The 22,824-nt window shown below is 40.9% G+C and carries 19 protein-coding genes and 1 pseudogene; 14 read left to right on the forward strand and 6 right to left on the reverse strand.

Translation table 11 applies throughout. From position 1 onward, the window contains the following. Positions 1 to 206: 206 nt before the first annotated feature. Positions 207 to 440: a glutaredoxin family protein gene (locus A6749_RS16870; protein ID WP_084797878.1), complete on the reverse strand. Its 234-nt coding sequence runs from the start codon at positions 438 to 440 to the stop codon at positions 207 to 209. Positions 441 to 680: 240 nt separating this feature from the next. Next, positions 681 to 1,151, reverse strand: coding sequence for a tRNA (uridine(34)/cytosine(34)/5-carboxymethylaminomethyluridine(34)-2'-O)-methyltransferase TrmL (gene trmL / locus A6749_RS16875; RefSeq protein WP_066392452.1), 471 nt, complete (start codon positions 1,149 to 1,151; stop codon positions 681 to 683). A 209-nt stretch (positions 1,152 to 1,360) separates the two neighbouring features. Between trmL and A6749_RS16880 the strand changes: the two genes are divergently transcribed. Next, positions 1,361 to 1,552 carry an aspartyl-phosphate phosphatase Spo0E family protein gene (locus A6749_RS16880; RefSeq protein ID WP_066392456.1) on the forward strand — a complete coding sequence of 64 codons (192 nt, stop codon included), beginning with the start codon at positions 1,361 to 1,363 and terminating at the stop codon, positions 1,550 to 1,552. Between the two features lie 27 nt (positions 1,553 to 1,579). Here A6749_RS16880 and A6749_RS16885 read toward each other — a convergent pair whose 3' ends face one another. Beyond that, the gene (locus tag A6749_RS16885) at positions 1,580 to 2,080 is read right to left on the reverse strand and encodes a hypothetical protein (RefSeq protein ID WP_066392460.1); all 501 of its coding nucleotides are present in this window, start codon (positions 2,078 to 2,080) and stop codon (positions 1,580 to 1,582) included. 713 nt (positions 2,081 to 2,793) lie between these two features. Between A6749_RS16885 and A6749_RS16890 the strand changes: the two genes are divergently transcribed. From A6749_RS16890 to glaH, 4 genes are all read left to right on the forward strand, one after another. Further along, positions 2,794 to 3,477: a GntR family transcriptional regulator gene (locus tag A6749_RS16890; RefSeq protein WP_066392464.1), complete on the forward strand. Its 684-nt coding sequence runs from the start codon at positions 2,794 to 2,796 to the stop codon at positions 3,475 to 3,477. Beyond that, on the forward strand, positions 3,470 to 4,687 hold the full coding sequence (gene lhgO / locus A6749_RS16895; protein WP_066392466.1) for an L-2-hydroxyglutarate oxidase: 1,218 nt from the start codon (positions 3,470 to 3,472) through the stop codon (positions 4,685 to 4,687). Before A6749_RS16890 ends, lhgO begins: the two co-directional genes overlap by 8 nt. A 27-nt stretch (positions 4,688 to 4,714) precedes the next feature. Continuing rightward, a complete protein-coding gene (locus A6749_RS16900) occupies positions 4,715 to 5,041 on the forward strand; it encodes a DUF3870 domain-containing protein (RefSeq protein ID WP_066392474.1) in 327 nt (108 codons plus the stop codon). Positions 5,042 to 5,374: 333 nt separating this feature from the next. Further along, on the forward strand, positions 5,375 to 6,313 hold the full coding sequence (glaH, locus tag A6749_RS16905; protein WP_066392479.1) for a glutarate dioxygenase GlaH: 939 nt from the start codon (positions 5,375 to 5,377) through the stop codon (positions 6,311 to 6,313). A 69-nt stretch (positions 6,314 to 6,382) separates the two neighbouring features. Here the strand turns inward: glaH and A6749_RS16910 are convergent, their stop codons facing one another. Beyond that, positions 6,383 to 7,774 carry a sigma-54 interaction domain-containing protein gene (locus A6749_RS16910; RefSeq protein WP_066392482.1) on the reverse strand — a complete coding sequence of 464 codons (1,392 nt, stop codon included), beginning with the start codon at positions 7,772 to 7,774 and terminating at the stop codon, positions 6,383 to 6,385. 326 nt (positions 7,775 to 8,100) lie between these two features. Here A6749_RS16910 and A6749_RS16915 point away from each other — a divergent pair, with 326 nt between their 5' ends. The 7 genes from A6749_RS16915 to A6749_RS16945 all read left to right on the forward strand — a co-directional run bounded on the left by A6749_RS16915 (position 8,101) and on the right by A6749_RS16945 (position 17,663). Next, positions 8,101 to 10,128 carry a hydantoinase/oxoprolinase family protein gene (locus A6749_RS16915; protein ID WP_066392484.1) on the forward strand — a complete coding sequence of 676 codons (2,028 nt, stop codon included), beginning with the start codon at positions 8,101 to 8,103 and terminating at the stop codon, positions 10,126 to 10,128. A 17-nt stretch (positions 10,129 to 10,145) separates the two neighbouring features. Next, entirely contained in the window at positions 10,146 to 12,122 is a 1,977-nt protein-coding gene (locus A6749_RS16920; RefSeq protein WP_066392497.1) for a hydantoinase B/oxoprolinase family protein, read from the forward strand. 94 nt (positions 12,123 to 12,216) lie between these two features. Next, positions 12,217 to 12,507 (forward strand): SAV0927 family protein, encoded by a 291-nt coding sequence (locus A6749_RS16925; RefSeq protein ID WP_066392512.1) that lies wholly within the window; start codon positions 12,217 to 12,219, stop codon positions 12,505 to 12,507. Positions 12,508 to 12,530: 23 nt separating this feature from the next. Then, positions 12,531 to 12,992, forward strand: coding sequence for an N-acetyltransferase (locus A6749_RS16930; RefSeq protein WP_066392514.1), 462 nt, complete (start codon positions 12,531 to 12,533; stop codon positions 12,990 to 12,992). Between the two features lie 375 nt (positions 12,993 to 13,367). Then, the gene (locus A6749_RS16935) at positions 13,368 to 14,792 is read left to right on the forward strand and encodes an amino acid permease (protein WP_066392516.1); all 1,425 of its coding nucleotides are present in this window, start codon (positions 13,368 to 13,370) and stop codon (positions 14,790 to 14,792) included. A 29-nt stretch (positions 14,793 to 14,821) separates the two neighbouring features. Next, a complete protein-coding gene (gene gabT / locus A6749_RS16940; protein WP_066392519.1) occupies positions 14,822 to 16,186 on the forward strand; it encodes a 4-aminobutyrate--2-oxoglutarate transaminase in 1,365 nt (454 codons plus the stop codon). Between the two features lie 61 nt (positions 16,187 to 16,247). Further along, positions 16,248 to 17,663, forward strand: a complete 1,416-nt coding sequence (locus tag A6749_RS16945) for an NAD-dependent succinate-semialdehyde dehydrogenase (RefSeq protein ID WP_084798087.1) — start codon at positions 16,248 to 16,250, stop codon at positions 17,661 to 17,663. Positions 17,664 to 18,492: 829 nt separating this feature from the next. Here A6749_RS16945 and A6749_RS16950 read toward each other — a convergent pair. Then, the gene (locus A6749_RS16950) at positions 18,493 to 19,359 is read right to left on the reverse strand and encodes a LysR family transcriptional regulator (RefSeq protein WP_066392525.1); all 867 of its coding nucleotides are present in this window, start codon (positions 19,357 to 19,359) and stop codon (positions 18,493 to 18,495) included. A gap of 136 nt (positions 19,360 to 19,495) precedes the next feature. On the opposite strand from A6749_RS16950, the pseudogene A6749_RS29420 reads away from it, so the two are divergent. Together A6749_RS29420 and A6749_RS16960 are read left to right on the forward strand one after the other, a co-directional pair. Next, a pseudogene (locus A6749_RS29420) lies at positions 19,496 to 20,273 on the forward strand (class I SAM-dependent methyltransferase). 382 nt (positions 20,274 to 20,655) lie between these two features. After that, positions 20,656 to 21,366, forward strand: a complete 711-nt coding sequence (locus A6749_RS16960; RefSeq protein ID WP_066392528.1) for a CAP domain-containing protein — start codon at positions 20,656 to 20,658, stop codon at positions 21,364 to 21,366. Positions 21,367 to 21,469: 103 nt separating this feature from the next. Here the strand turns inward: A6749_RS16960 and hmpA are convergent, their stop codons facing one another. Continuing rightward, entirely contained in the window at positions 21,470 to 22,759 is a 1,290-nt protein-coding gene (gene hmpA / locus A6749_RS16965; RefSeq protein WP_330220447.1) for an NO-inducible flavohemoprotein, read from the reverse strand. Between the last annotated feature and the right edge of the window lie 65 nt (positions 22,760 to 22,824).

Genomic DNA, 22,824 nt, shown 5'->3' on the forward strand with positions numbered 1-22,824 from the left:
AATTTTAGACACGATAAAAGATTATTTAGTTTAATTGCATTTATCGAGGAGGAAACCATTTGAATTTAACTATGAAGTAAAGGGAGCACCACCTTATTTTACTTTTACAAACAAAATGCACCGCTTTTTACGGTGCAAATTTTTTTGACATACATTTTAGGTGTGGATTTAGGTTGCGATAAGAAGGACCTGCTACCTTTTTAAACCTATTTTTTTACATACTGCATCAGCGTCTCAGGGTCGAAGCCGAGAATCCAGTGGCCATTTACCTTTGTCTGTGGCACGCCCATCTGTCCGGTTTCTTGAACCAGCTTTTGGGCAGCAGCAGGATCTGTCTGTACATTTACTTCTTTGTAGTTTAATCCTTGAGACTCAAGGAATTGTTTCATCATTGTGCAGTAAGGTCAGGTATTGGTTGAATAAACCGTAATATCGTTCATTCCGTATGCCTCCTAATAATTTCATACCATTATAGGTATATTATATAATCCCAGTAATGTAGCCAATTAACCAAGCCTGTTTTTGACAATTGACGGGATATAATATTGTTTTACCCTAAAAGTTATAAAAAATGTACCATACTGCTTATCATATTCTTCGTATACCATTTTAAATGAACAAACTGGGCAGTTTACTATATGAAAAATCAAACAAAAAAATCTTCCAAGACGGAAGATTTTTTATTTTAAATTAGGAAATCCTTGCTGGCGCAAAGCCTCATACACCAATATAGCGGCTGTATTGGAAAGGTTCAATGAACGAACGTGTAAATTCATTGGTATTCTCAAAAAGTGGTCTTGATTATTTTCTAGTAAATCTTTCGGAAGCCCCGTTGATTCTCTTCCAAACATAAAATAATGTTCCTTAGCTGTATCACTGAAATCATAGGCTGAATGTGCTTTTTCGCCAAACGTTTCAATATAGTAAAACTCACCTTGATTTTTTGAAAAAAAGTCATCCAATGAGTCATAATACGTTATGTTTACAAGATGCCAAAAATCTAAACCAGCTTGTTTTAACATTTTTTCATCTGTTGAAAAGCCAAGAGGTCGGATTAAGTGTAGGGCCGTATCCGTTGCGGCGCAAGTACGCGCAATATTTCCAGTGTTAGCCGGAATTTCTGGTTGATATAGTACAACATGTATTGCCAAGAATGGTCACCTCTAACTGTATATTACCCTCTAAATTTTAGCACAAGATGGGGAAGATATATACTTGCGAACAATTTTATCTGTGGAACATAGGGCAACAAATCTACTATATCGATTAATATCTATAGAAAAAAAGTATAGAAGGCTTTTGAAAGAATTGGTAAAATAGATTTTGTGATTTCACGAATTTTTCCAAAAGAGGTATCTATATGGGTAGGGAACCGCTTGTTTTAGGTCCGTTTGAGCTTCGATTGTACATAGAAAATTTAAGGGAAGAACTAATCGATATTGGGCAGAAAAAAGGTTTAAGTCATCAATTAACGATTCAAGTTAGTGAGCAATTGGATTTCTTCCTTAATGAATATAAGAAGGCTACCGATAAAAGAACTAACTTGCAATAGACTGACGCTTATTTGAAAAAATGAAGCTTATTCTTTAATGTCATAAACCAAAATATCGAATAATTTACCATCCGTGTAAAGCAATATAGCCCATTCTCCTGGTTTTGGGATATGCACCGTGGATGGTGAATGGGCATCTGCACCGTTATTGGGACCGCCGGCATGTATAGTCCATTGACCGGAAATAATTTGATCAACAGTTTGGGTATCTTTGTGGAATCCAACGATCGTTAAGTCTGCGTCATCAACACCCCAAAGATGCCACATCCACTTTTGCTGGTCCAGACTTGGCATATCTGCACCAATCACACCGGATTTATTTTCATTTCCAATAATTCCTCTATCTCCAAACTTCACAGCTTTTCTATCCCAATCAATTTTTGCAAAATCACTTGTTTTTACAAAGTCAGGAATACCTTCAGGCAATAGGATTTTCTGATCATTTTCATTCGTTGTTTCCTTTGATGAACAGGCTGCAGCAACGAATAACAGGCTGAATAACATCATGAACAGCAGAATTTTTTTCAAAAAAATCTCCTCCTTTAAATGAATCCAGTTTTTACCTATTATACCATGGATATTAATTAATATCTTTTTCAGAAAACTTTCCCATAGGGGATGTTTATGGGACAGAACAAAGCAACAGAACCGGAAAACCATCTTATAGGCGAGGTCTATGGGACAGAACAAAGCAACAGAACCGGAAAACCGTCTTATAGGCGAGGTCTATGGGACAGAACAAAGCAACAGAACCGGAAAACCGTCTTATAGAAGAGTTCTATAGGACAGAACGGGGCATTAGAACAAGAAAACTGTCTCATAGAAGGGTTCTATGGGACAAAACCGAGCGACATAAGCCGAAAACTGTCCCATAGATGTGGCCAATGGGACAAGACCGAGCACCAGAAGCAAAGAATTGTCCCATAGCCCCGCTTGTTTATGCTGGGGTTTAAACACTTAATAAATTACTTATTGAATTCTTCCCCATCTTCGCTATTTCATCGTATCCAACGGTTTGTGACCAAAATAACAATTTCAAACCATTTAGTACAAGTCCGCAGGTAGTCCTTTTTCACACGTAAAACCCCCGATTGCAATGTTGAAAAAATAGCCATATTTTTAAAGATTGTATCCAATGTAAAATAAATTGGATACAAAACTTGAAAAATACCATTGAAAACAGTTAAAATGGCTGTTATATTGAATGTATTGTATCCAATCTGAAAAGAGGTGGATGATATTTGAAGAAAAATAGTGAAGATAAATCAACGGTTGTTAAATATGTGACGAAAAGTCTTAGGAAAGCCATTTTAGATGGAACCTTAAAAAATGGGGATCGTCTGATTCAGGAGGAATGGGCGGACCGGCTGGAGGTAAGCCGGATGCCGATTCGAGAGGCATTAACTCAGCTTCAAATGGAAGGGCTGGTGGAGATGGTTCCACATAAAGGAGCTGTCGTCACCCCGATTACTCGGGATAACATTGAGGAAATCTACCATACCCGTGCAATGCTGGAGGGATTGGCCGTTGAGAAATCGCTGCCATTCTTAACGGATGAGGACAAAAACCTCTTACAACAGATCCTTATTCAAATGGAGGAATTGGAAATTTCGGATGAAACCAATGATCAATATATTCAGCTAAATAACACTTTTCATGAAACATTGAGAAAGGGCTGCCCTTGGCCAAGGGTTCAAAAAATGGTCGAAACACTTGGGATTTCACCTATTGCCCCGAATTTGCTAGTCGACTATTACTCTGAAACACAGCGGGAGCATCGGATGATTTATCAAGCAGTATTAAGGGGTGACCCTTCAGAACTGCGGGCAGTTGTTGAATATCATATTTTGCGGACAAAGAATAATTTGATTAAGTACATGGAAGAGCTGAACCAAAAAAATAAAGGGGGAAATTCAAGTGTTTGATTTTGCAATCGTTGGGGGAGGAATTGTCGGTCTTTCGACAGGAATGGCTATTTATGAACGGTTTCCAAATGCAAAGGTAGTGGTCATCGAAAAGGAGCCAGCAGTGGCGCAGCATCAAACAGGTCACAATAGCGGGGTCATCCACTCGGGCATCTATTATAAGCCGGGCAGCTTTAAAGCCCGATTTGCCCGGCAAGGAAGTCAATCGATGAGAGACTTCTGCCAAAAATACGGAATTGAACATGATATTTGCGGGAAAGTCATTGTGGCAACCAAACAGGAAGAACTACCGCTGCTTGATAATTTGTATCAAAGAGGACTGCAAAACGAGTTAAACATTCACAAAATTGGACAGGATGAATTAAAGGAAATTGAGCCGCATGTCAATGGTCTTGGAGCCATCCGTGTTCCAATGGCGGGAATTGTGAATTATCTTCAAGTAAGTGAGAAATTTGCAGAACTTATTAAAGAAAAGGGCGGGGAGGTTCGCTTAAATACAAAGGTTGAGAAGATTCATGAGGAATCGAATCAAGTAACCATTGAAACCTCTCAGGGAACGATAAAAGCAAATATGGTCATCAACTGTGCCGGCTTACATAGTGACCGTGTGGCCGCAGCAGCAGGATACCAAACTGACATGAAGATTGTTCCGTTCCGTGGCGAATACTTTAAATTAAAGCCTGAAAAACGATATCTTGTTAAAAATCTAATTTATCCTGTGCCGAATCCTAAATTTCCATTCCTCGGGGTTCATTTTACGAGGATGATTAGCGGCGAAGTTGACGCTGGTCCGAACGCAGTCTTAAGCTTTAAGCGGGAAGGGTACAAAAAGACAGATTTTAATGCAAAAGATTTGGCAGAAGTGTTAACGTATAAAGGATTCTGGAAGCTGGCAAGTAAATTCATGAAGGAGGGAATGGAGGAGTACGTTCGTTCTTTTAGTAAAAAGCAATTTACCAAAAGCCTTCAGGAATTAATTCCTGAAATTCAAGAAGATGATCTGATTCCAGCACCAGCAGGAGTTCGAGCTCAGGCATTGAAGTATGATGGAAATATGGTAGACGATTTCCATATTATTATGGGGAAACAATCGATTCATGTTTGTAATGCCCCATCGCCTGCGGCCACAGCGTCCATCGAAATCGGCAAAGAAGTGGTACGGCGTATTCCTGTGCAAACAAATTTAATAGAATCAAAGTTAATTATTTAAATAGTTGAATGGAAGAGGTAGATTCATATGTTTACTGGGAAAACTCTTTTTATTGCCGGACATGCACGTCTGCCACAAGGAATGGCGGCCAAAAGTGTGTTTGATACATTAACGATTACAGCTGAAATCGATAGGAAATATGGAGTCATCCTCGAGGCATCCTGTACATTGGCTACCGAACATGGGCGGCGGTTTATTAATGAACTGCTAAAGGGACATAGTTTAAATGATGGCATAGATGACGCGGTAAATGCCATCCAACTGTATTATCACGGGAAGGGAACCAACGCGCTGATTGCCGCGTTAAAGGATCTTCATTTTCATTATGAACAAATGAAAACGAGTGAAATGTAACGAAATCATCAAAAGAGTTTTTGGAACATTAAAAATGGTTTGACAACAACTCTGCGAAGTGTTAAAGTACAAATAAGCACTATTTACAACATGTTTACCTTTTGAAAAAAGCCATTTCAAAACCGTAAACAGTTTAAATAGGTAAACGGGAAAGTAAATGAACAGAAGACTGTAATATTCGCTGTGACTCTATTCTCCAATAGGGCAGTGAAGTGAGTATAAGCCAGTTGTATAAAGTAGTCCTGTATTAACTAGGGATACTTTTTACGGCTGGCTTTTTATATTTCCTGTTAACAAAAAATAATATTTTACTGAAAACAGGAGGAATGGAACATGAGTATTGCAGAAAAGACTAAAGGGAAATTTGAAAAGAAAACGGAACGATATGAAGTGAAGGCCCACCCACAAACCAGCCGTTTGTACCACATTGATTTGTCAAAAGACAGCATTGCAAAATTCCTTGATAAAGTAGGGATGGAAGGCATTTCTGTACAGCATTTGGAATACACACCTTATGCACGCTTTCTAGTTGCTTCGTATTTATTAGATCAGGTTGGGGAAGAGTTTGGCGAGCTGCTTAGAAACATTGTTAATGACCGGGAGTCCGGCGGTTTTACTCTAGGCCTGCAGGGTGTGAGCGAGAACACGGACGAATATGTCATATTCTCAACCGCCATTTCTTATTTGGTTGGTACGCCAAACTTTGACGCGATGTCCGGCAAGTATTATGCACGATTCACTGTAAAAGACACGGATAGCAGCGATTCATATTTGCGTCAGGCTTACCGTCGATTCACACTTCATACAGATGGAACGTTTGTAGATGAACCGACTGATTGGCTGTTAATGATGAAAATGGTGGAACAAAATGCTTGCGGCGGTGAATCAAGACTGCTGCACCTAGATGATTGGAAGGAATTAGACGTTTATGCCAACCACTCGTTAGCAGGCCATAAATTCTCTTATAAAGCACCAAGCAGTAAAAATGTAAGCCAGGAAGTAGAACGGCCGACATTCTTTAACTACAATAATAAGCCAGGCATTTGCTTCATCGACCAGTTCGCCTATCCTGAAACGATTGACCAGGCAAAATATTTAAATGATCTGTCCAATTCCATGGAAAATGATGAAAATGTCATCGAATTGGAACTTCCTGTAGGAGACCTTGTAGTTTTGAATAATATTTTCTGGCTGCACGGACGCGCTGCTTTTGAAAAGAATCCAAACTTAAACCGTGAATTACTTCGCCAGCGTGGGTGCTTCCATAAATAATAAAAAACAAACACAAAGCCATTTTCCAGCTGTGGAAAATGGCTTTGTACTTTAATGGGCAAGTGCACGTCATTTTATATCTAGGGAATCTTTATATTTTTTGAGCTTACGAATAACAGAAGGCTGGCTGATGCCAAGATGTTTGGCCATTTCATACGTTGATTTACATTCTTTATAAGCTTTCGCTATCATCCATTTTTCCACACGTTCCATGACAGTTTTTAAATCCTGTTCCTCGATCATGAAATGTTCAATCAGAGCGGTATCATCTTCAGTGGCTTCTGCTGCATGAAGGGTGTAAGTAGGTAATGAATTCTGGCGGATGATGGTGTCTTCGGTGGTTAAGATGAGCCTTTCTATTAAATTTTCTAATTCACGTACGTTACCAGGCCATTTATAGGTAAGCAGGATCTCGTATACGGAAGGGTGTAATTTTTTTTGTGTTTCATATTTCCTGTTCAATAACTTCATGTAGTGATTGATTAATAAAGAAATATCTTCCTTTCGTTCCCGTAAAGGAGGAATATGAAGCGGGATGACATTTAATCGGTAATATAAATCCAGACGGAATTCACCTTTTGCGACCATTTCTTCTAAATTTTTATTGGTAGCTGTGACCAGCCTAAAATCAACATGCCGCTCTTTGTGACCGCCGATTCTGATAAACTTTTTTTCTTGTAAAACCTTTAACAGCTTTGCCTGGATGGATAAAGGAAGTTCTCCGATTTCATCTAAAAATAAAGTACCATTACGGGCTTGTTCAATCAATCCTTGTTTCCCTTGTTTTTGAGCCCCTGTAAAGGACCCGGATTCGTAGCCAAACATTTCAGATTCAAATAGACTTTGAGGAATGGTGCTGCAATTTACTTCAATAAATGGTTCATTTTCACGGTGGCTTAGAGTGTGGAGTTTCCGAGCGAACATACTTTTACCAACACCCGATTCTCCCAGCATTAAGACTGTGGCATCCGTGTTGGCCAGCCTTTGAATGGTTTTTGCGATATGTTCCATTTCCTTGCTTCGGTAGAGGGTTTCTTCCTTGCCTCTCAGTTCCTCTACCTCAGTTTGGTATCCTTTTAATTTTTTTTCTAATTGTTCATATTGATCTTGAAGGTTGCTAATTTCCGTTTGATCAATGGCGTAGCTAATGACGCGAATAATGTCCCCCTTCTCATTGAAAATGGGAAAGGCATTCGACATGATTACTTTTCCTTTCTGGGTATGCTGCATTATTTGAATCGGCTTTTTCTCTTTCAGCACAAGCGCAGTAATGGAAGGGGAAAGAATTCCTTGTTCTTCAAGATCGTAAATGGACTTTCCGATGTAGGATTGAGGGTCATCCCCGTATACAGTCCAGTGATCAAGGTTGGTATACAAAATAATGCCCTCTCCATCCGTGATGGTGATATTGTTATTGGATGTTTCAATAATTTTTTCTAATATCATTTCTGTGACGGACATCGCAATCTCCTTTTTTGCTACTTTTCTTATTGAATAATAATTTTTCTATTCGTAATTATAACATAATTCAGAAATGTATCAATGATCAACAAATGAATCATAAAATTCCGCTATTAATTCAGATATGAATTATTTTATTTCCTATTCAGTGCGTAAATATTGAAAATAACGGCATCTTTATCTTGGTACGAATCTTGCATCGATATAAAACAACATGTTCATGTTGTTTTTTCAACAGGGAAGTCAGAAGGCCGGAATATTTCGAAAGGGCTTTCAAGCTATTAGGTCCAATTATTTTAAATCATACAGCAAAGGGGAAGGTAATGATGAAACAAACTCGACTTGCAATTGATGTAGGCGGCACATTTACAGATGTTTTTGTTTTTGATGAAACCACTGGTAAAGTTTCGGTAACGAAAACTTCATCCACACCATCCAATCCTGAACTTGGAATTTTAGATGGAATCGAAAAGGCTCAGTTAAATGGTCAAGAAATTAAAGTATTTTCCCACGGTACAACTGTTGGCACCAATGCATTAATTGAGAGAAAGCTTCCGAAAACAGCGTTAATTACGACAAAAGGATTTCGGGATGTTCCGGAAATCCGGCGCGGGACAAAAGCTGATTTATGGGATACGTATAAAGATACGGCTAAACCTTATATTCAAAGAAGAGACCGTTTTGAGATCACGGAGAGGACCGATTATCAGGGAAATGTAATGACGGAAATTAATGAGGAAGAAGTCCGCCAGCTTGCAAGGAAATTGAAGAAGCGGGGAACGGAATCGATTGCGATTTGCTTGATTAATTCTTACGTGAACGGCGGTAATGAAGCGAAGGTCAAAGCGATCATCCAAGAAGAATTGCCAGAAGTCTATGTTTGTACATCGAGTGAAGTTTTGCCGGAAATGTTTGAGCATGAACGGATGAGTACAACTGTTGTAAATGCTGTATTAGGGCCGATTATTAGTAACTATATTCATAAGCTTGAAAAGGAAATGGTTAAAAAAGGATATGAAGATGACATCCTTGTGCTGCACTCGGGCGGAGGGGTTATGACTTCCAGTACCGTACCGCGGTACGCTGCAAGACTGGCAAGCTCAGGGATAGCTGCCGGCGCCATTGCAAGTAAGCATATTGCCAAGTTATGCGGCTTTAACAATGCTATTGGGCTTGATATGGGAGGAACAAGTACCGATATTTCTCTCATGTATGATGGCGATATTCGCATTACAAAAGATTGGTTTATTGAGTATGGGTATCCAATTGGCTTCCCTAGCATTGAAATCCTTACTATTGGCGCGGGCGGCGGCAGCTTAGCCTGGGTTGATGAGGGAGGTTCATTAAGAAATGGACCGCAAAGTGCCGGAGCGGTTCCAGGACCAGCCTGCTACCAAAGAGGGGGAGTCGAGCCGACCAACTCCGATGCCAATCTGGTTCTCGGCCGTCTCGGTGTTGATCTCTTAAACGGGTCGATGATCCTGGATAAAGAAAAGGCAAAACAGGCAGTTGCAAAGATTGCCCAACGTTTCAATTATTCTTTGGAAGAAGCGGCCGATGCGATTATTAAAGTGGCCAATGCTAATATGTGTGATGCCTTGAGGCTGATTTCGGTAAGACGGGGTTATGACCCACGCGATTTTGCCCTGGTTGCCTTCGGCGGGGCAGGTCCGCTGCATGGTGCCCATGTGGCAAAGGAAATGGATATTCCAACCGTTATCATTCCGCCTCACCCTGGAGTAGCAGCAGCAATGGGCTGCCTATTGGTCGATGTCCGCCATGATATTTCCAAAACATATGTTAAGAACTTTGATGAAGTGTCGGCCGATGAATTAGAAGCTGAATTTGCCAAAATGGAGCATGAGGCTGAAGAATTGTTGGAAGAAGAAGGGGTTGGGAGCGACCATTCTACACTTATGCGCTATGTTGACATGAGATACAAAGGGCAATGGCGTTCATTGGCGATTCCGGTGAGCGACGGATATCCTTCATTAGCACATATCGTTGAAGGGTTTCATCAGGAGCATGAACGTGAATTTGCCTATTCAAACCGCAGGCAAATCGTTGAGATTTATGGATTGCGCGTAACGGCTATTGGGACGGTGCCGAAACCTGAGTTTCCTAAATATGGACCATCCGGATCTCTTGAAGATGCTGAAAAAGAAGTCAGGGCTGTTTATTTTGATGGCGAATTTGTGGCCGCGAAAGTTTATGATCGCGAGAAAATACCTGTTCTTAGTACGATTCAGGGCCCGGCCATTGTGGACCAGCTTGATACCACGACAGTAATCCCACCGGAGTTTTCGGCAACGGTTGATGTCTATAAAAACTTAATCATAACGGCTAATAAATAAGGAAAGAGGTGTAGGAAATGAATCGTCATATCGAGTCTGTAGAAAAAGAAAACCGTTTAGATCCTGTTACATTCGAAGTATTAAAAAATGGCTTTGTAAATCTTGTGGACCAAATGGCAGAACAAATCTTGAGGACTTGTTATTCATTTGTTATTTATAACCGCGATTTTAGCTGCGCACTTTGTGATGCAGAGGGGAATACGGTCATGCAGGGGACGCAGGATATTTCGGTGCATGTGGGAACATTGCATTTAACGGCCAAAGCTGTGTTGGAAGATTTTATGGACGATATTCACCCTGGAGATGTCTTTTTAGTAAATGATCCTTACCGGGGAGGCACTCATTTTAACGATACACGGGTGGTCATGCCTGTGTTCCATGAAAACAGATTGATTGCGCTGATGCAGACCAATGGACACTGGGCAGATATGGGCGGCTCAACACCGGGGTCTTTTGATGTAACAGCAAAAGAACATTTTGGCGAAGGGGTTAGAATCCCGCCTGTCCGAATTTACAGCAGAGGCACCTATTTAAAGGATGTCGTTAATGTAATCGTTACCAATATGCGGCTTCCCGAAGAAAGGGTCGGAGATTTAAAGGCGCAGGTGGAGGCAGCTGCAGTGGGGGCGAAACAGCTTGGTGAAATTGTTGATAAATATGGACTGGAAACAACATTAACGGCCTTCGAGGAAGTCCAGAATTATGTAGAACGTCTTGCAAAGGCGAAGATTAAAACATTGCCGAAAGGGACATGGGAGACAGTAGATTATATTGATATGGACCCAGAGGCGGGGGACGGCCTGATTCCGATTAAGGTCAAAATGACGATTACCGATGAGGAAATTTTATATGATTTAAACGGCTCTCATCCCTATATTGGCTGTTTTCTAAATTCCGGCTTTGGGGCATCCTTATCTGCAGCCTATGCCGGGACGAAAACATTTTTCCCGGAAATCCCTTTAAATTCAGGCTTTTACCGGGTAGTAAAGGTCGAATTGCCGGAGAATTCTGTCGTGAATGCGCCAAGCCCTATTTCTGTCACCGGATTTTGCTCGGGAGCATACGAAAAGATAATGAATGCCTGCTTCGAGCTGTGGTCAAATATCATGCCGGAAAGAGCCATTGCCTGTTCCTTCAATTTAGAATATTTGCTTATAGGCGGTACGGATACAAGGAACGGCGACAGTCAATATTTCATGTGGTATGACTGGATGGCGGGTGGCCACGGCGGCCGAATTGATCGCGACGGCGTGAATGCTACTTCTCCGGTGTTTGGGGTTGGCCTAAGCGTACAATCATGCGAAGGCCAGGAGCGATTATCCCCGGTTATTACAACTAAGCACGAGATTACTACTGATTCAGCTGGTCCTGGTAAATATCGCGGGGGCTGCGGCGTTGAAAAAGGCGGGGTATTAACCAATCTTACCAATACCGTAATGTCTTATTGCTGCGACCGTTCCCGTTCCGTGACATGGGGAATTTTTGGCGGCCTGCCATCATCACCGCATGGCGCATGGCTGAATTCTGGCAAAGAGGAAGAACAGTTCTTAGGAACAATTTTTTCAAACGTAGAAGTAACAAGCGGCGACACTTTTGCCAGACCTTCTGCTGGCGGCGGCGGGTTGGGAGATCCGCTTGAGCGGGATGTAAATGCGGTATTGGAAGATGTCATTGATGAATATGTCTCTGTCGAGCGGGCAAGGAAAGATTATGGAGTAGTCATCAGGGAGATTGATAGAGACCTAGATTTATTTGAAATTGATTATGAAGCAACGGAAATCGAGAGACAGTTTATTAGGAAGAATCGTAAGAGCTGGCTTGAGACCGACCCAATACTAGTGGAAAAACTATTCCAAAACGGCGAGATTGACAAGCTCGATGTGATTCGGCGCTATGGTGTCGTGATGGATTATGCTGCAAACAAGGCCTTGCACAAGTCAACAGAGCAGTTAAGAGAAACCCTGAGAAAACGTTCAGCGGCTTATTGGAATTAAAAATTTCATTTGGAAAAAATCCTGTATCGTTAGTTTTTTTAGACAGGATTTTTTCCACTTGCTAATACCCCCGTTTTTAAAAGGAGATGAGAACATGATTTTAGATCATTTACTAGAAGAAGTGGAAAACCAACTAGTGAAATACTATTGTATCGTTTCTGAGGATTGCAGATACGATATTGTCGTGATTCATTCGGAAAGGTTTTTTGGCAAAGCAATGGTAGTATCGATTCAAAATAGCAGAATGGTTTTGTTAAGCCATCATGATATTGCTGATGAGGAATATTGGGCGGAAAAACTAGATATTAATTCATCGGACGTGACCGAATTCCGTAACTTCTTACACTTGGTGCTAGACAAATATCAATTAACAGAGCAGTTTTAATAAGAGATGATAAGGAGAATTTTATGGAAATCTATCAGGCAGTTGCCGGTGATGTGAAAGATATTTATAAATTAATTAAATTTTACGCTGACAAAGAAGTGGTTTTGCCTCGGACCTATTTATCGCTCTATCAACATTTGCAATGTTTGCATGTCATGAAAGAGAAGGATGAAATTCTTGGGGTTGCTGGATTACACGTTTTAGGCCAGGACTTGGCCGAGGTTCGTTCGTTAGTGGTCGCTCCGCATCATTCAGGTAAAGGGATAGGCCGCCAATTAGTCGAGCAAATGATGAAGGAAGCCGAGAAACTGCAAATTAGCAGAGTCATCTCTTTAACGTACGAAACGGAATTTTTCAAAAAATGCGGCTTTGAAATAGTCTCAAGAGATAGTCTGCCAGAAAAAGTTTGGATTGATTGTATGACCTGTCCAAAGTTTGATTGTTGTGATGAAGTGGCGATGATGAAGTATGTTGAATCACTCTGATTAAGTAGTTTCCCCATTATCATGGGGAGCTATTTTTTTTATTAACCCTCATTAATGGATAATTCAGAAGTGTATCAATAATCAATAAATGAATCGGTGAATTTACTTTTTGATTCGAAAATGAATTAATTTCTCGCCTGTATTAGTTTGCGGGTACCGAATTTAAAGCAAATCTTTTTTGGCATGAATCTTGCAAAAATATATAACAACATGGGCATGTTGTTTATTCAATAGAAAAGGAGGAAAGATGGAAAAAATCGAAAGGGCTTACAAGGTAACGGCGAAGGTTTTCTTTGGAAAGTGAATGAAAGAAAGGGGGGAATTAGACACTTTATAAAAGAGGATCTAGAAAACTCTTAAAGCAGGTGATGAAAATTGGATGATCAAAATAATGAACTAAAACATGGTTTGAAAACCAGGCATGTAACTATGATTTCCATTGGCGGCGTGATTGGTGCGGGTCTGTTTATCGGAAGCGGTACCATGATTATGTCTACAGGGCCGGGAGCGCTGCTTTCTTATATTATGGCAGGGCTGCTCATCGTTCTAATTATGCGGATGCTTGGCGAAATGGCAGTCGTAAACCCGGACAGCGGCTCCTTTTCAACCTATGCACATCAAGCCATCGGTCCTTGGGCGGGGTATACCATCGGCTGGTTATACTGGTTCAATTGGGTGATTATCGTGACGATTGAAGCCACTTTATTAGGAGAGATGGTGAATACCTTTCTACCTTCGATCCCTGCATGGTCGGCAAGCTTAGTATTTCCAATTGTAATGATGATTACCAATATTTATTCCGTTAAAACTTACGGGGAAATTGAGTACTGGCTGGCTTTTATAAAAGTAGCAGCCATCGTCATTTTCCTTGGACTTGGGACAGCCATCATGCTTGGTCTTGTTCCCGGTATTGAAGCACAAAGCCTGTCAAGTGTTACAGCGGCCAGCACCTTCCTGCCGCATGGCTGGATTCCTATGATTTTAGGGGTAATCTTTATTACTTTCTCGTTGTCAGGGAGTGAAGTAGCAGCCATTGCCGCTGGTGAATCGGAAAATCCGGAAAAAAATATCATAAGAGCTATAAATGCTGTAGTGTGGCGGCTGTTGCTTTTCTTTGTCGGCTCTGTAGCAGTTTTAGTCATGGTGATTCCTCCAGGAGCAAAAGACTTACTGAAAAGCCCGTTTGCCAGTGTGTTCGCTATGGCAGGCCTTCCAGCTGCAGCACAGATTATGAATGCGGTCATTTTTATCTCACTGCTTTCCGTATTGAATTCGGGACTTTATACAAGTTCCCGTATGCTGTACTCTCTTGCGAAAAAGGGATCTGCACCGACATTTCTAGCGAATGTAAACAAAAGAGGGGTACCGATTTGGGCGTTAGCGGCCAGTGTATTTTTTGCTTATGTATTCACCCTGTTTAAATTTATATCACCTGATACCTTATTTTCCTTTTTGGCGAATAGCTCAGGCGGAGTGACCATCGTGATGTACATATTCATCGCAATATCGCATTTTCTTTTGCGAAGAAAAAGGGAAAAGGAAAATCCAAGTATGCTGAAGGTAAAAATGTGGCTGTTCCCCTACTTAACCTATGCCACAATTCTAATCTTATTTTCTATCTTTATTGCCCAAGCATTTATTGATTCCATGCGCTTGCAATTCTATCTTACCTCCATCCTGACTATCTTGGTGATCGGTTCTTACTTTGTTTTTTATCATAAAAGAGAATTGGCTGATCATTTAACGGAGATCAAGTCGGAAGGGGTTAAGACAAAAAAAGTAAGACAAACAGTCAATTAAACAACTTATGAATGAAAGGGAGATTTATCATGAATTACGCAAATATTGTAACAAGCTTACCTGGAAAAAAGTCTGAGAGACTAGTAGAAAGAAGAGAGAATATTGTCCCAAAAGGAGTCAGCTACGGTGTTCCTGCTTTTGCCGAGACTGCCGAGGGAGCGCTGATCAAGGATGTTGACGGCAATACGTTTATTGATTTTGTTGGAGCGATTGGCGTAATGAACGTCGGGCATGGCCACCCAAAAGTAAAACAAGCCCTGCATCAGCAAGTGGATCAGTTTATCCATACCGGATTTAACGTGATGATGTATGAATCCTATATTGAACTGGCAGAAAGGCTGGCACGTCTTGCTCCAGGAGAGCATGATAAGAAGGTTCTGCTGCAAAACAGCGGCGCGGAAGCAGTAGAAAACGCCGTGAAAATTGCGAGAAAGTATACAAAAAGGCAAGGGATCATTTCATTTTCCAGAGGGTATCATGGGCGGACATTAATGACGATGACTATGACAAGCAAAGTGAAGCCTTATAAATTTGAATTTGGCCCGTTTGCTCCTGAGGTTTACAGAGCGCCGTTCCCATATATGTACCGCCGTCCGGAGGGGTTAACGGAAGAGCAGTATGAGGATTTCGTGCTTCAGGAATTTCGCAATTTCTTTATCAGTGAAGTGGCTCCGGAAACGATCGCCGCTGTTGTCATGGAACCGGTTCAGGGTGAAGGAGGATTTATTGTCCCAGGCAAACGTTTTGTCCAAGGCGTCTATCAATTGTGTAAGGAGCACGGCATCTTATTTATCGCTGATGAAATTCAAACAGGATTTGCAAGAACCGGCCGTTATTTTGCGATTGAGCACTTTGACGTTGTTCCTGATTTGATGACGATATCCAAATCAATGGGAGCTGGAGTGCCAATCAGCGGTGTGATTGGGCGAAAAGAGATCATGGACGCAGCAGAACCGGGCGAACTTGGCGGAACCTATAGCGGAAGTCCATTAGGATGCAGAGCGGCTTTGGCAGTATTGGATGTCATTGAAGAAGAAGGATTAAATGCGCGTGGAGAAGAGATTGGCACTATCGTTATGAATAAATTTCAAGAGTTTTATCAGAAGTTTGATTGCATTGGCGACATAAGAGGCCTTGGTGCGATGTGTGCCATGGAAATTGTAAAGGACAGGGGAACAAAGGAACCGTCCAAGGAATTGACCAATCTGATTATCAAGGAAGCAAACAAAAGAGGACTGTTGATCTTTAGTGCTGGTGTTTATGGAAATGTTATTCGGCTTCTTATGCCGTTAGTGATTACCGATGAGCAATTACAGGAAGGGTTAACCATTTTAGAAAAAGCAATTGAAGCAGCCGTAGTTTCTTTTAAAAAGGATTGTTTAGTAAACGCATAAGCGGTCAAATATCGTTTCGAAATAATATTTGAAGAGGGGAAATGGAATGAGTACACAATTGATGCACATCAATGGGGAAAGTGTGGACTGTGAAAGCAAGGAACTAATTAAGGTAATCAACCCTGCAACGAATCAGGTGATGGCAGCTGTTCCGAAAGGTGGAAAAGCAGAAGCGGAAAAAGCTGTCGATGCCGCTTATACAGCTTTTAAGGAATGGTCAGTGAAAACGGCAGAAGAGCGCGCCAAATTATTGATGAAATGGTTCTATTTAATTGAAGAAAATATAGAAGAAATAGCCCGCATTATGACGCAGGAGCAAGGAAAGCCATTAAAGGAAGCAATTGGTGAACTCAATAATGCAAACAGTTATATTTCTTGGTATGCGGAAGAAGGGAAAAGGATTTATGGCGAGACCATTCCTTCCTCTCATCCGAATAAAAGAATTCTTGTCCTAAAGCAGCCAGTAGGCGTTGTTGCAGCAATTACACCGTGGAATTTTCCTGCCGCGATGATTACCCGGAAAGTGGCTCCGGCACTTGCAGCCGGCTGTACTGCGGTCATCAAACCAGCTTCGCAAACACCGCTGACAGCGATTAAGCTTGTGGAGCTTGCCCATTTGGCAGGTATTCCGAAAGGCGTATTAAATGTCGTCACGGGGGATGCAAGGGCGATCGGTGATACATGGCTCCAGGATGACCGAGTACGGAAACTCACGTTTACTGGTTCAACTGAGATTGGCAAGCAGCTGATGAAAGGGGCGGCAGAAACGGTCAAGAAAATTTCTTTAGAATTGGGCGGCCATGCTCCGTTTATTGTCATGGATGATGCTGATATTGATAAGGCGGTAGAGGGAGTCATTGGTTCGAAGTTCCGAAATGCAGGCCAGACGTGCATTTGTACAAATCGTATTTATGTACATGAGTCGATTGAGGCTGTGTTTAATGAAAAGTTCAGCCAAGCTGCTAAACAATTAAGAATAGGGAATGGATTGGATCAAGGAACAGACGTCGGGCCGATGATTGACTTACATGCGATTGAAAAGGTAAAAGAACATATTGATGATGCCATCAGCAAGGGCGGTGAAGTCCTTCAGGGAGGCAGCAGAGTCAATCTTGCAGATGGGTATTATTTTGAACCGACCATTATTTCAAATGCTGGAGATGATATGCTCTGTATGACAGAGGAGACATTTGGCCCTCTTGCACCAGTGGCAACGTTTAAAACGGAAGAAGAAGTGATTGAACGGGCAAACAATTCAAAATACGGGTTAGCTGCCTATGTCTATACTCAAAACTTAAGCCGAGCCATTCGGATCAGTGAAAAACTTGAATATGGTATTGTCGGGCTAAATGATGGACTCCCTACCGTTGCCCAAGCACCATTTGGCGGGATGAAGGAAAGTGGTTTAGGAAGAGAAGGCGGACATTATGGTATAGACGAATATCTAGAAGTAAAATATGTATCGATCTCTATTTAATGGCGGGCTGTAAACGGGCTCCGAGCCTATTATAAACGTTGAAATGAGTGTTAAATTGTATATTAATTTGACACTCATTTTTTTGTTGTGTAGAAATTTCTACTGATTACGAAGATTAATGGGATGCCGTCTTATCTGTGAATTTTTTTTAGAGCGCATTAAAGAAAAAATAGCGAGAAATCGCTCACTATGAGACTTTCATAAAGCGCATAAGAGTTGAAAAGTCGGGGATTCGCGTACCATGAACCTTTCATAGAGCGCATCGGAGTAAAAAAATCGAGCCCCCACGTACTATGAACCTTTCATAGAGCGCGTCGGAGTAAAAAAATCGAGCTCCCGCGTACTATGAACCTTTCATAGGGCGCGTCGGAGTAAAAAAATCGAGCCCCCACGTACTATGAACCTTTCATAGAGCGCGTCGGAGTAAAAAAATCGAGCTCCCGCGTACCATGAACCTTTCATAGAGCGCGTCGGAGTAAAAAAATCGAGCTCCCGCGTACTATGAACCTTTCATAGAGCGTATCGGAGTAAAAAAATCGAGCTCCCGCGTACTATGAACCTTTCATAGAGCGCGTCGGAGTAAAAAAATCGAGCTCCCGCGTACTATGAACCTTTCATAGAGCGCGTCGGAGTAAAAAAATCGAGCTCCCGCGTACTATGAACCTTTCATAGAGCGCGTAGGAGTAAAAAAATCGAGCTCCCGCGTACTATGAACCTTTCATAGAGCGCGTAGGAGTTAAAAAAACAGAGCCCCCGCGCACTATGAAGATTCCATAGAGCGTATTGGAGTTAAAAAGATTTTATAATTATGTTAAAATCACCCCAATTTTCACCGTGCCATCATTGTATCCTTTAAAAAGTTAATAAAAATGGATACTTCATCCGTTTCTACTTTTGTTAAAACATAGGTACAGGAGGCAGAAGGGGAGATTTTGTCTGATTTAATCTCTACCAGCTTATTCATAGCTAGTTCATCTTTAATCACAGTAAAAGGCAAATAGGAAACGCCAAGTCCTTCCTCGATGAAACGCTTTGTTACTTCTACTTGATTCACCTTCATGGTACGGACAGTGGGATAATGTGTTTTCACATTTTTCAAAAGCTGATCCCAATAAACAGGGTGGTTATGAGTGATAAGCCGATAATTTTGTAATACCATTTGTTCATCAAACGTACAAGCCTCGGTTGGTCCGACTAATTTGACTAACTCCTCATGTACAACATCGCACTTAATATTGGTTTGAATAGGAACAATTCTTGTCAGTCCTAAATCAGCCCTGCCTGCACTCATTTCCTCGCCTATATCGAAAGATTTCAAAACGTTAATGATGACTTCTATATCAGGATTATTATCCATAAATTTTCGAAGGATTGAAGGTAGAAATGAAGAGGCAATTTGTGGAGCAGCTGCAATAATTAATTTGCGTTTATATCCTTGTTTCCATGATTCAAAGTCATTTAACCCCTGGTCATATTTTGCTATCATCTCCCTTGCAAATGGAAGAAAATGATGGCCAGCTGGTGTAAGAGCAATTTTTTTACCATCCCTCTCAAACAATTGAATATTAAGGCTTTCTTCAAGTCGTTTAATATGTTTTGTAATTGCCGGCTGAGTTAGAAAAAGTTCTTCTGATGTTTTGCGGAAATTTTCATATTTGGCGGCAACAATAAATGTTTTAATCCATTTAATATCCATAAAGTATCACCTTCGTAATAACACTTGGTTATTAAAAATCAATTTTTTTGTTAATATCTATTATTTCGCCTTTCCATTATAATTCAATTAACAGAATAGTACATCATTTTTAAGCTAAAAAGGGGAGGGAAAAAATATGGAATCCATTCATATTAAGAAGAATATCTGGGATGCGAATTTATACGATACGAACTATTCTTTTGTTTCGAAATACGGAAATAGTTTAGTTGAATTATTGGCTCCAAAACAAGGGGAGAAAATTCTTGATCTTGGCTGCGGAACTGGAGATTTAGCTAATACCATATATGAGGTTGGCGGGGATATTGTTGGAGTAGACAAATCTGAAACGATGGTGGAACAAGCAATTCGTAAATACCCGCATATACAGTTTATGGTGCAGGATGCCACAGACTTAGACTTTCACAGCCAATTTGATGCCGTATTCTCAAATGCAGCACTTCACTGGGTACAAGCCAGCTGACAAAGCGTTATATGGTATTAATCAAAGTTTAAAACAAGGTGGGAGGTTTGTGGCAGAATTTGGAGGGAAAGGTAATGTTCAAATGTTCATAAGCGAAATCATTCAGCAAATCAAAGAAACAGGGTTAGAATTTTCAAAGGAAAATTTCCTTTGGTTTTTCCCAAGTATTGCCGAGTATTCGACTTTAATGGAAGAGGCAGGATTTAAAGTGACTTTTGCTTATCATTTTGATATACCAACTCAATTGGATGGAGAGAATGGATTAAAAAACTGGATTCATATGTTTGCTAATCATTTATTTAAAGGGATTCCCGAAGATACAAAAAACGAAATCATAACGAAGGTGGAAAAAAATCTAAAAGAACGATTATATAAGGATGGTAATTGGATTGCGGATTATAAAAGAATTCGTGTAGTTGGGATTAAAGAATAATGGGTAAGGGAGGAGTCAAATGGGCCCTTCCTTTACCCAGTGTTTTATCATACAGAATGTATTTAATATGCTTAACAAGGGGGCCTTCTTTTTAAAATATGTGAAAGCTTTGATATCTTTCAGAAATATTTGTTAAAAATATCGGCCTTTTAAAAGGCTGTCAACCCCTAGATTTATATAAAATTTTGGTAAATTGGTAGAATGTTGGAGTTTGAGAGGGTATTAAAATTAATGGGAATTTCCCGATTTAAGTAGAGTTTTATGAGTATTAGAAAATAGAAAGAGTCAAGCCTTACAAATCCTTCCTGAAATATGACAAAAAACCTGTGTTAAGATGAAACTGCATTTGCAATAACTTGCTTTTATAGGGAGGATGTTAAAAATGGCAAAAAAGAAAGTAATGTTAACTGTGGCAGCGGCAGCCGCATTAATGATGGGAAGCCCTGCTATTAACAAAGCAGAAGCAGCAACCACAACAACTAGTAAAGTTTATGTCTATCAATATTCGAATATGGATGAGTTTAATAGATTTCTAGAACAAATATATGCACGCTATGGTCTGGCGGTACCGAAGATGACTGGTGCTGAGCAGGGAGCATCGCAAACGCATCAGCCTGTTCAGAAGGAAACGGTACAGCCATCACAGCAGCCTACTGCTAAACAAGAGCCTGCACCATCACCCCAAAAGCCTGCACCAACACAAACAACTAACAGCTTAAGCGCTTATGAGCAAAAGGTAGTTGATCTTACAAATCAAGAGCGTGCGAAAAATGGGCTGCCTGGCCTTAAGGTAGATGTGGAGTTAAGTAAGATGGCGCATGAGAAATCTCGTGATATGTCTACTAATAGCTACTTCGACCATACCAGCCCGACTTATGGGTCTCCTTTCGATATGATGAAGCAATATGGAATCAGTTATCGTTATGCGGGTGAAAATATCGCGATGGGCCAAAAAACTCCAGAGGAAGTGGTCAAGGCTTGGATGAATAGCGAAGGGCACCGCAAGAACATTTTAAGCCCTAATTTCACGCATATTGGTGTTGGTTACGTTTCACAAGGAAACTACTGGACACAGGAGTTTATTGGGAAATAAACCAAAAAACACGCATGGATTATGTTTATATCCATGCGTGTTTTAGTTAACTTATAATAGTGATGGTTCAGTATTTCTAGGCTGTGACAGGCACTTAATTTTCTTATTCGTCCAAATCGCCAAAGGAGCCGAAAAATTCGTAGTGGATCCGTTCTTTTGGGATTTCCCATTGGTTTAGAGCTTGATTTACGGCTTTCATAAATGGTGTTGGACCGCAGAAGTAAAAATCATTGTCTTTAGAAGGGAGTATTCCCTTGAGGAAATCTAGCGTAATGTACCCTTCCTTATCATATAACTTTGATTCTTTGTCTGCTTCTATTGGTTTTTCATAAATGATAAATGGCTTCAGGTTTTTATGACTGGCGGCTAGGTCATCGACATGTTTTTTAAAGGCATGATAATTGCTGTTGACCGCTGCATGAATCCAGTAGATTTCCTTTTGCGGTTCTTCTTCGCTTACCGTATTTAACATGCTCATTAACGGTGTTAAGCCGACGCCTCCGCTAATAAGCACCAGAGGAAGTTTACTCTCCCGGTCTAAATAAAAGTCGCCTGCCGGAGCGGAAACTGGGATGATATCACCTTCGTTAATGTGGTTATGCAAATAGTTAGAAACAACCCCTGGAGGCAGACCTTCCTCCCTGGGATCTTCACGTCGAACACTGATGCGGTAATAATCCAGATCTGGACGGTCGGATAAGCTGTATTGCCGAAGAGCTGTGTATTCATGGTCTGGGATTTCAATTTTGACCGTAATATATTGTCCTGGTGTAAATACAGCCAGTTTTGCTCCATCTTTTGGTTTCAAATAAAACGATGTAATCACGTCGCTCTCCTGCACTTTACGGTCGACAACAAAATCCTTAAACCCAGCCCATCCGCCAGGCTGCGCCTCCGTTGTCTTGTACAGCTCATTTTCCATTCGGATGAAAACATCGGAAATCACTTCATAGGCATCGGCCCATGCATCCATAATTTCATCCGTGGCAGCATCACCTAATACTTCCTTAATAGCCCCTAATAAATTTTCACCGACAATCGGATAATGTTCCGGCTTGATCTGTAAGCTTCGATGCTTTTCACCAATCCGCTCTAAAACGGGCATGATTTGGGTCATATCCTCTATATTAGCGGCAGCGCCGTAAACAGCGTCCGCCAGGGCCTTTGGCTGATGACCCGTTATTTGATGCGTCATGTTAAAAATATTTTTTAATTCGGGATGGTTGGCGAACATTCGTTTATAAAAACGCTTGGTAATGGCCTCACCGTGCTCCTTGACCACCGGCAATGTGGCCTTAACAATTTCCAATTTCTTTGGGTCTAACTGCTTTACAATTTTAACGGCCTCTTTCCAAGACTCCTTCTCGGATATCTGCTTTTCAGAAATACTCAAAAAAATATCCCTCCTTCTTACATTGAAAGTTTGCGCTTGATGATTTTTCTTATGTATGGGAATAG

Source organism: Neobacillus mesonae (assembly GCF_001636315.1).
Lineage (GTDB): Bacteria > Bacillota > Bacilli > Bacillales > Cytobacillaceae > Neobacillus > Neobacillus mesonae.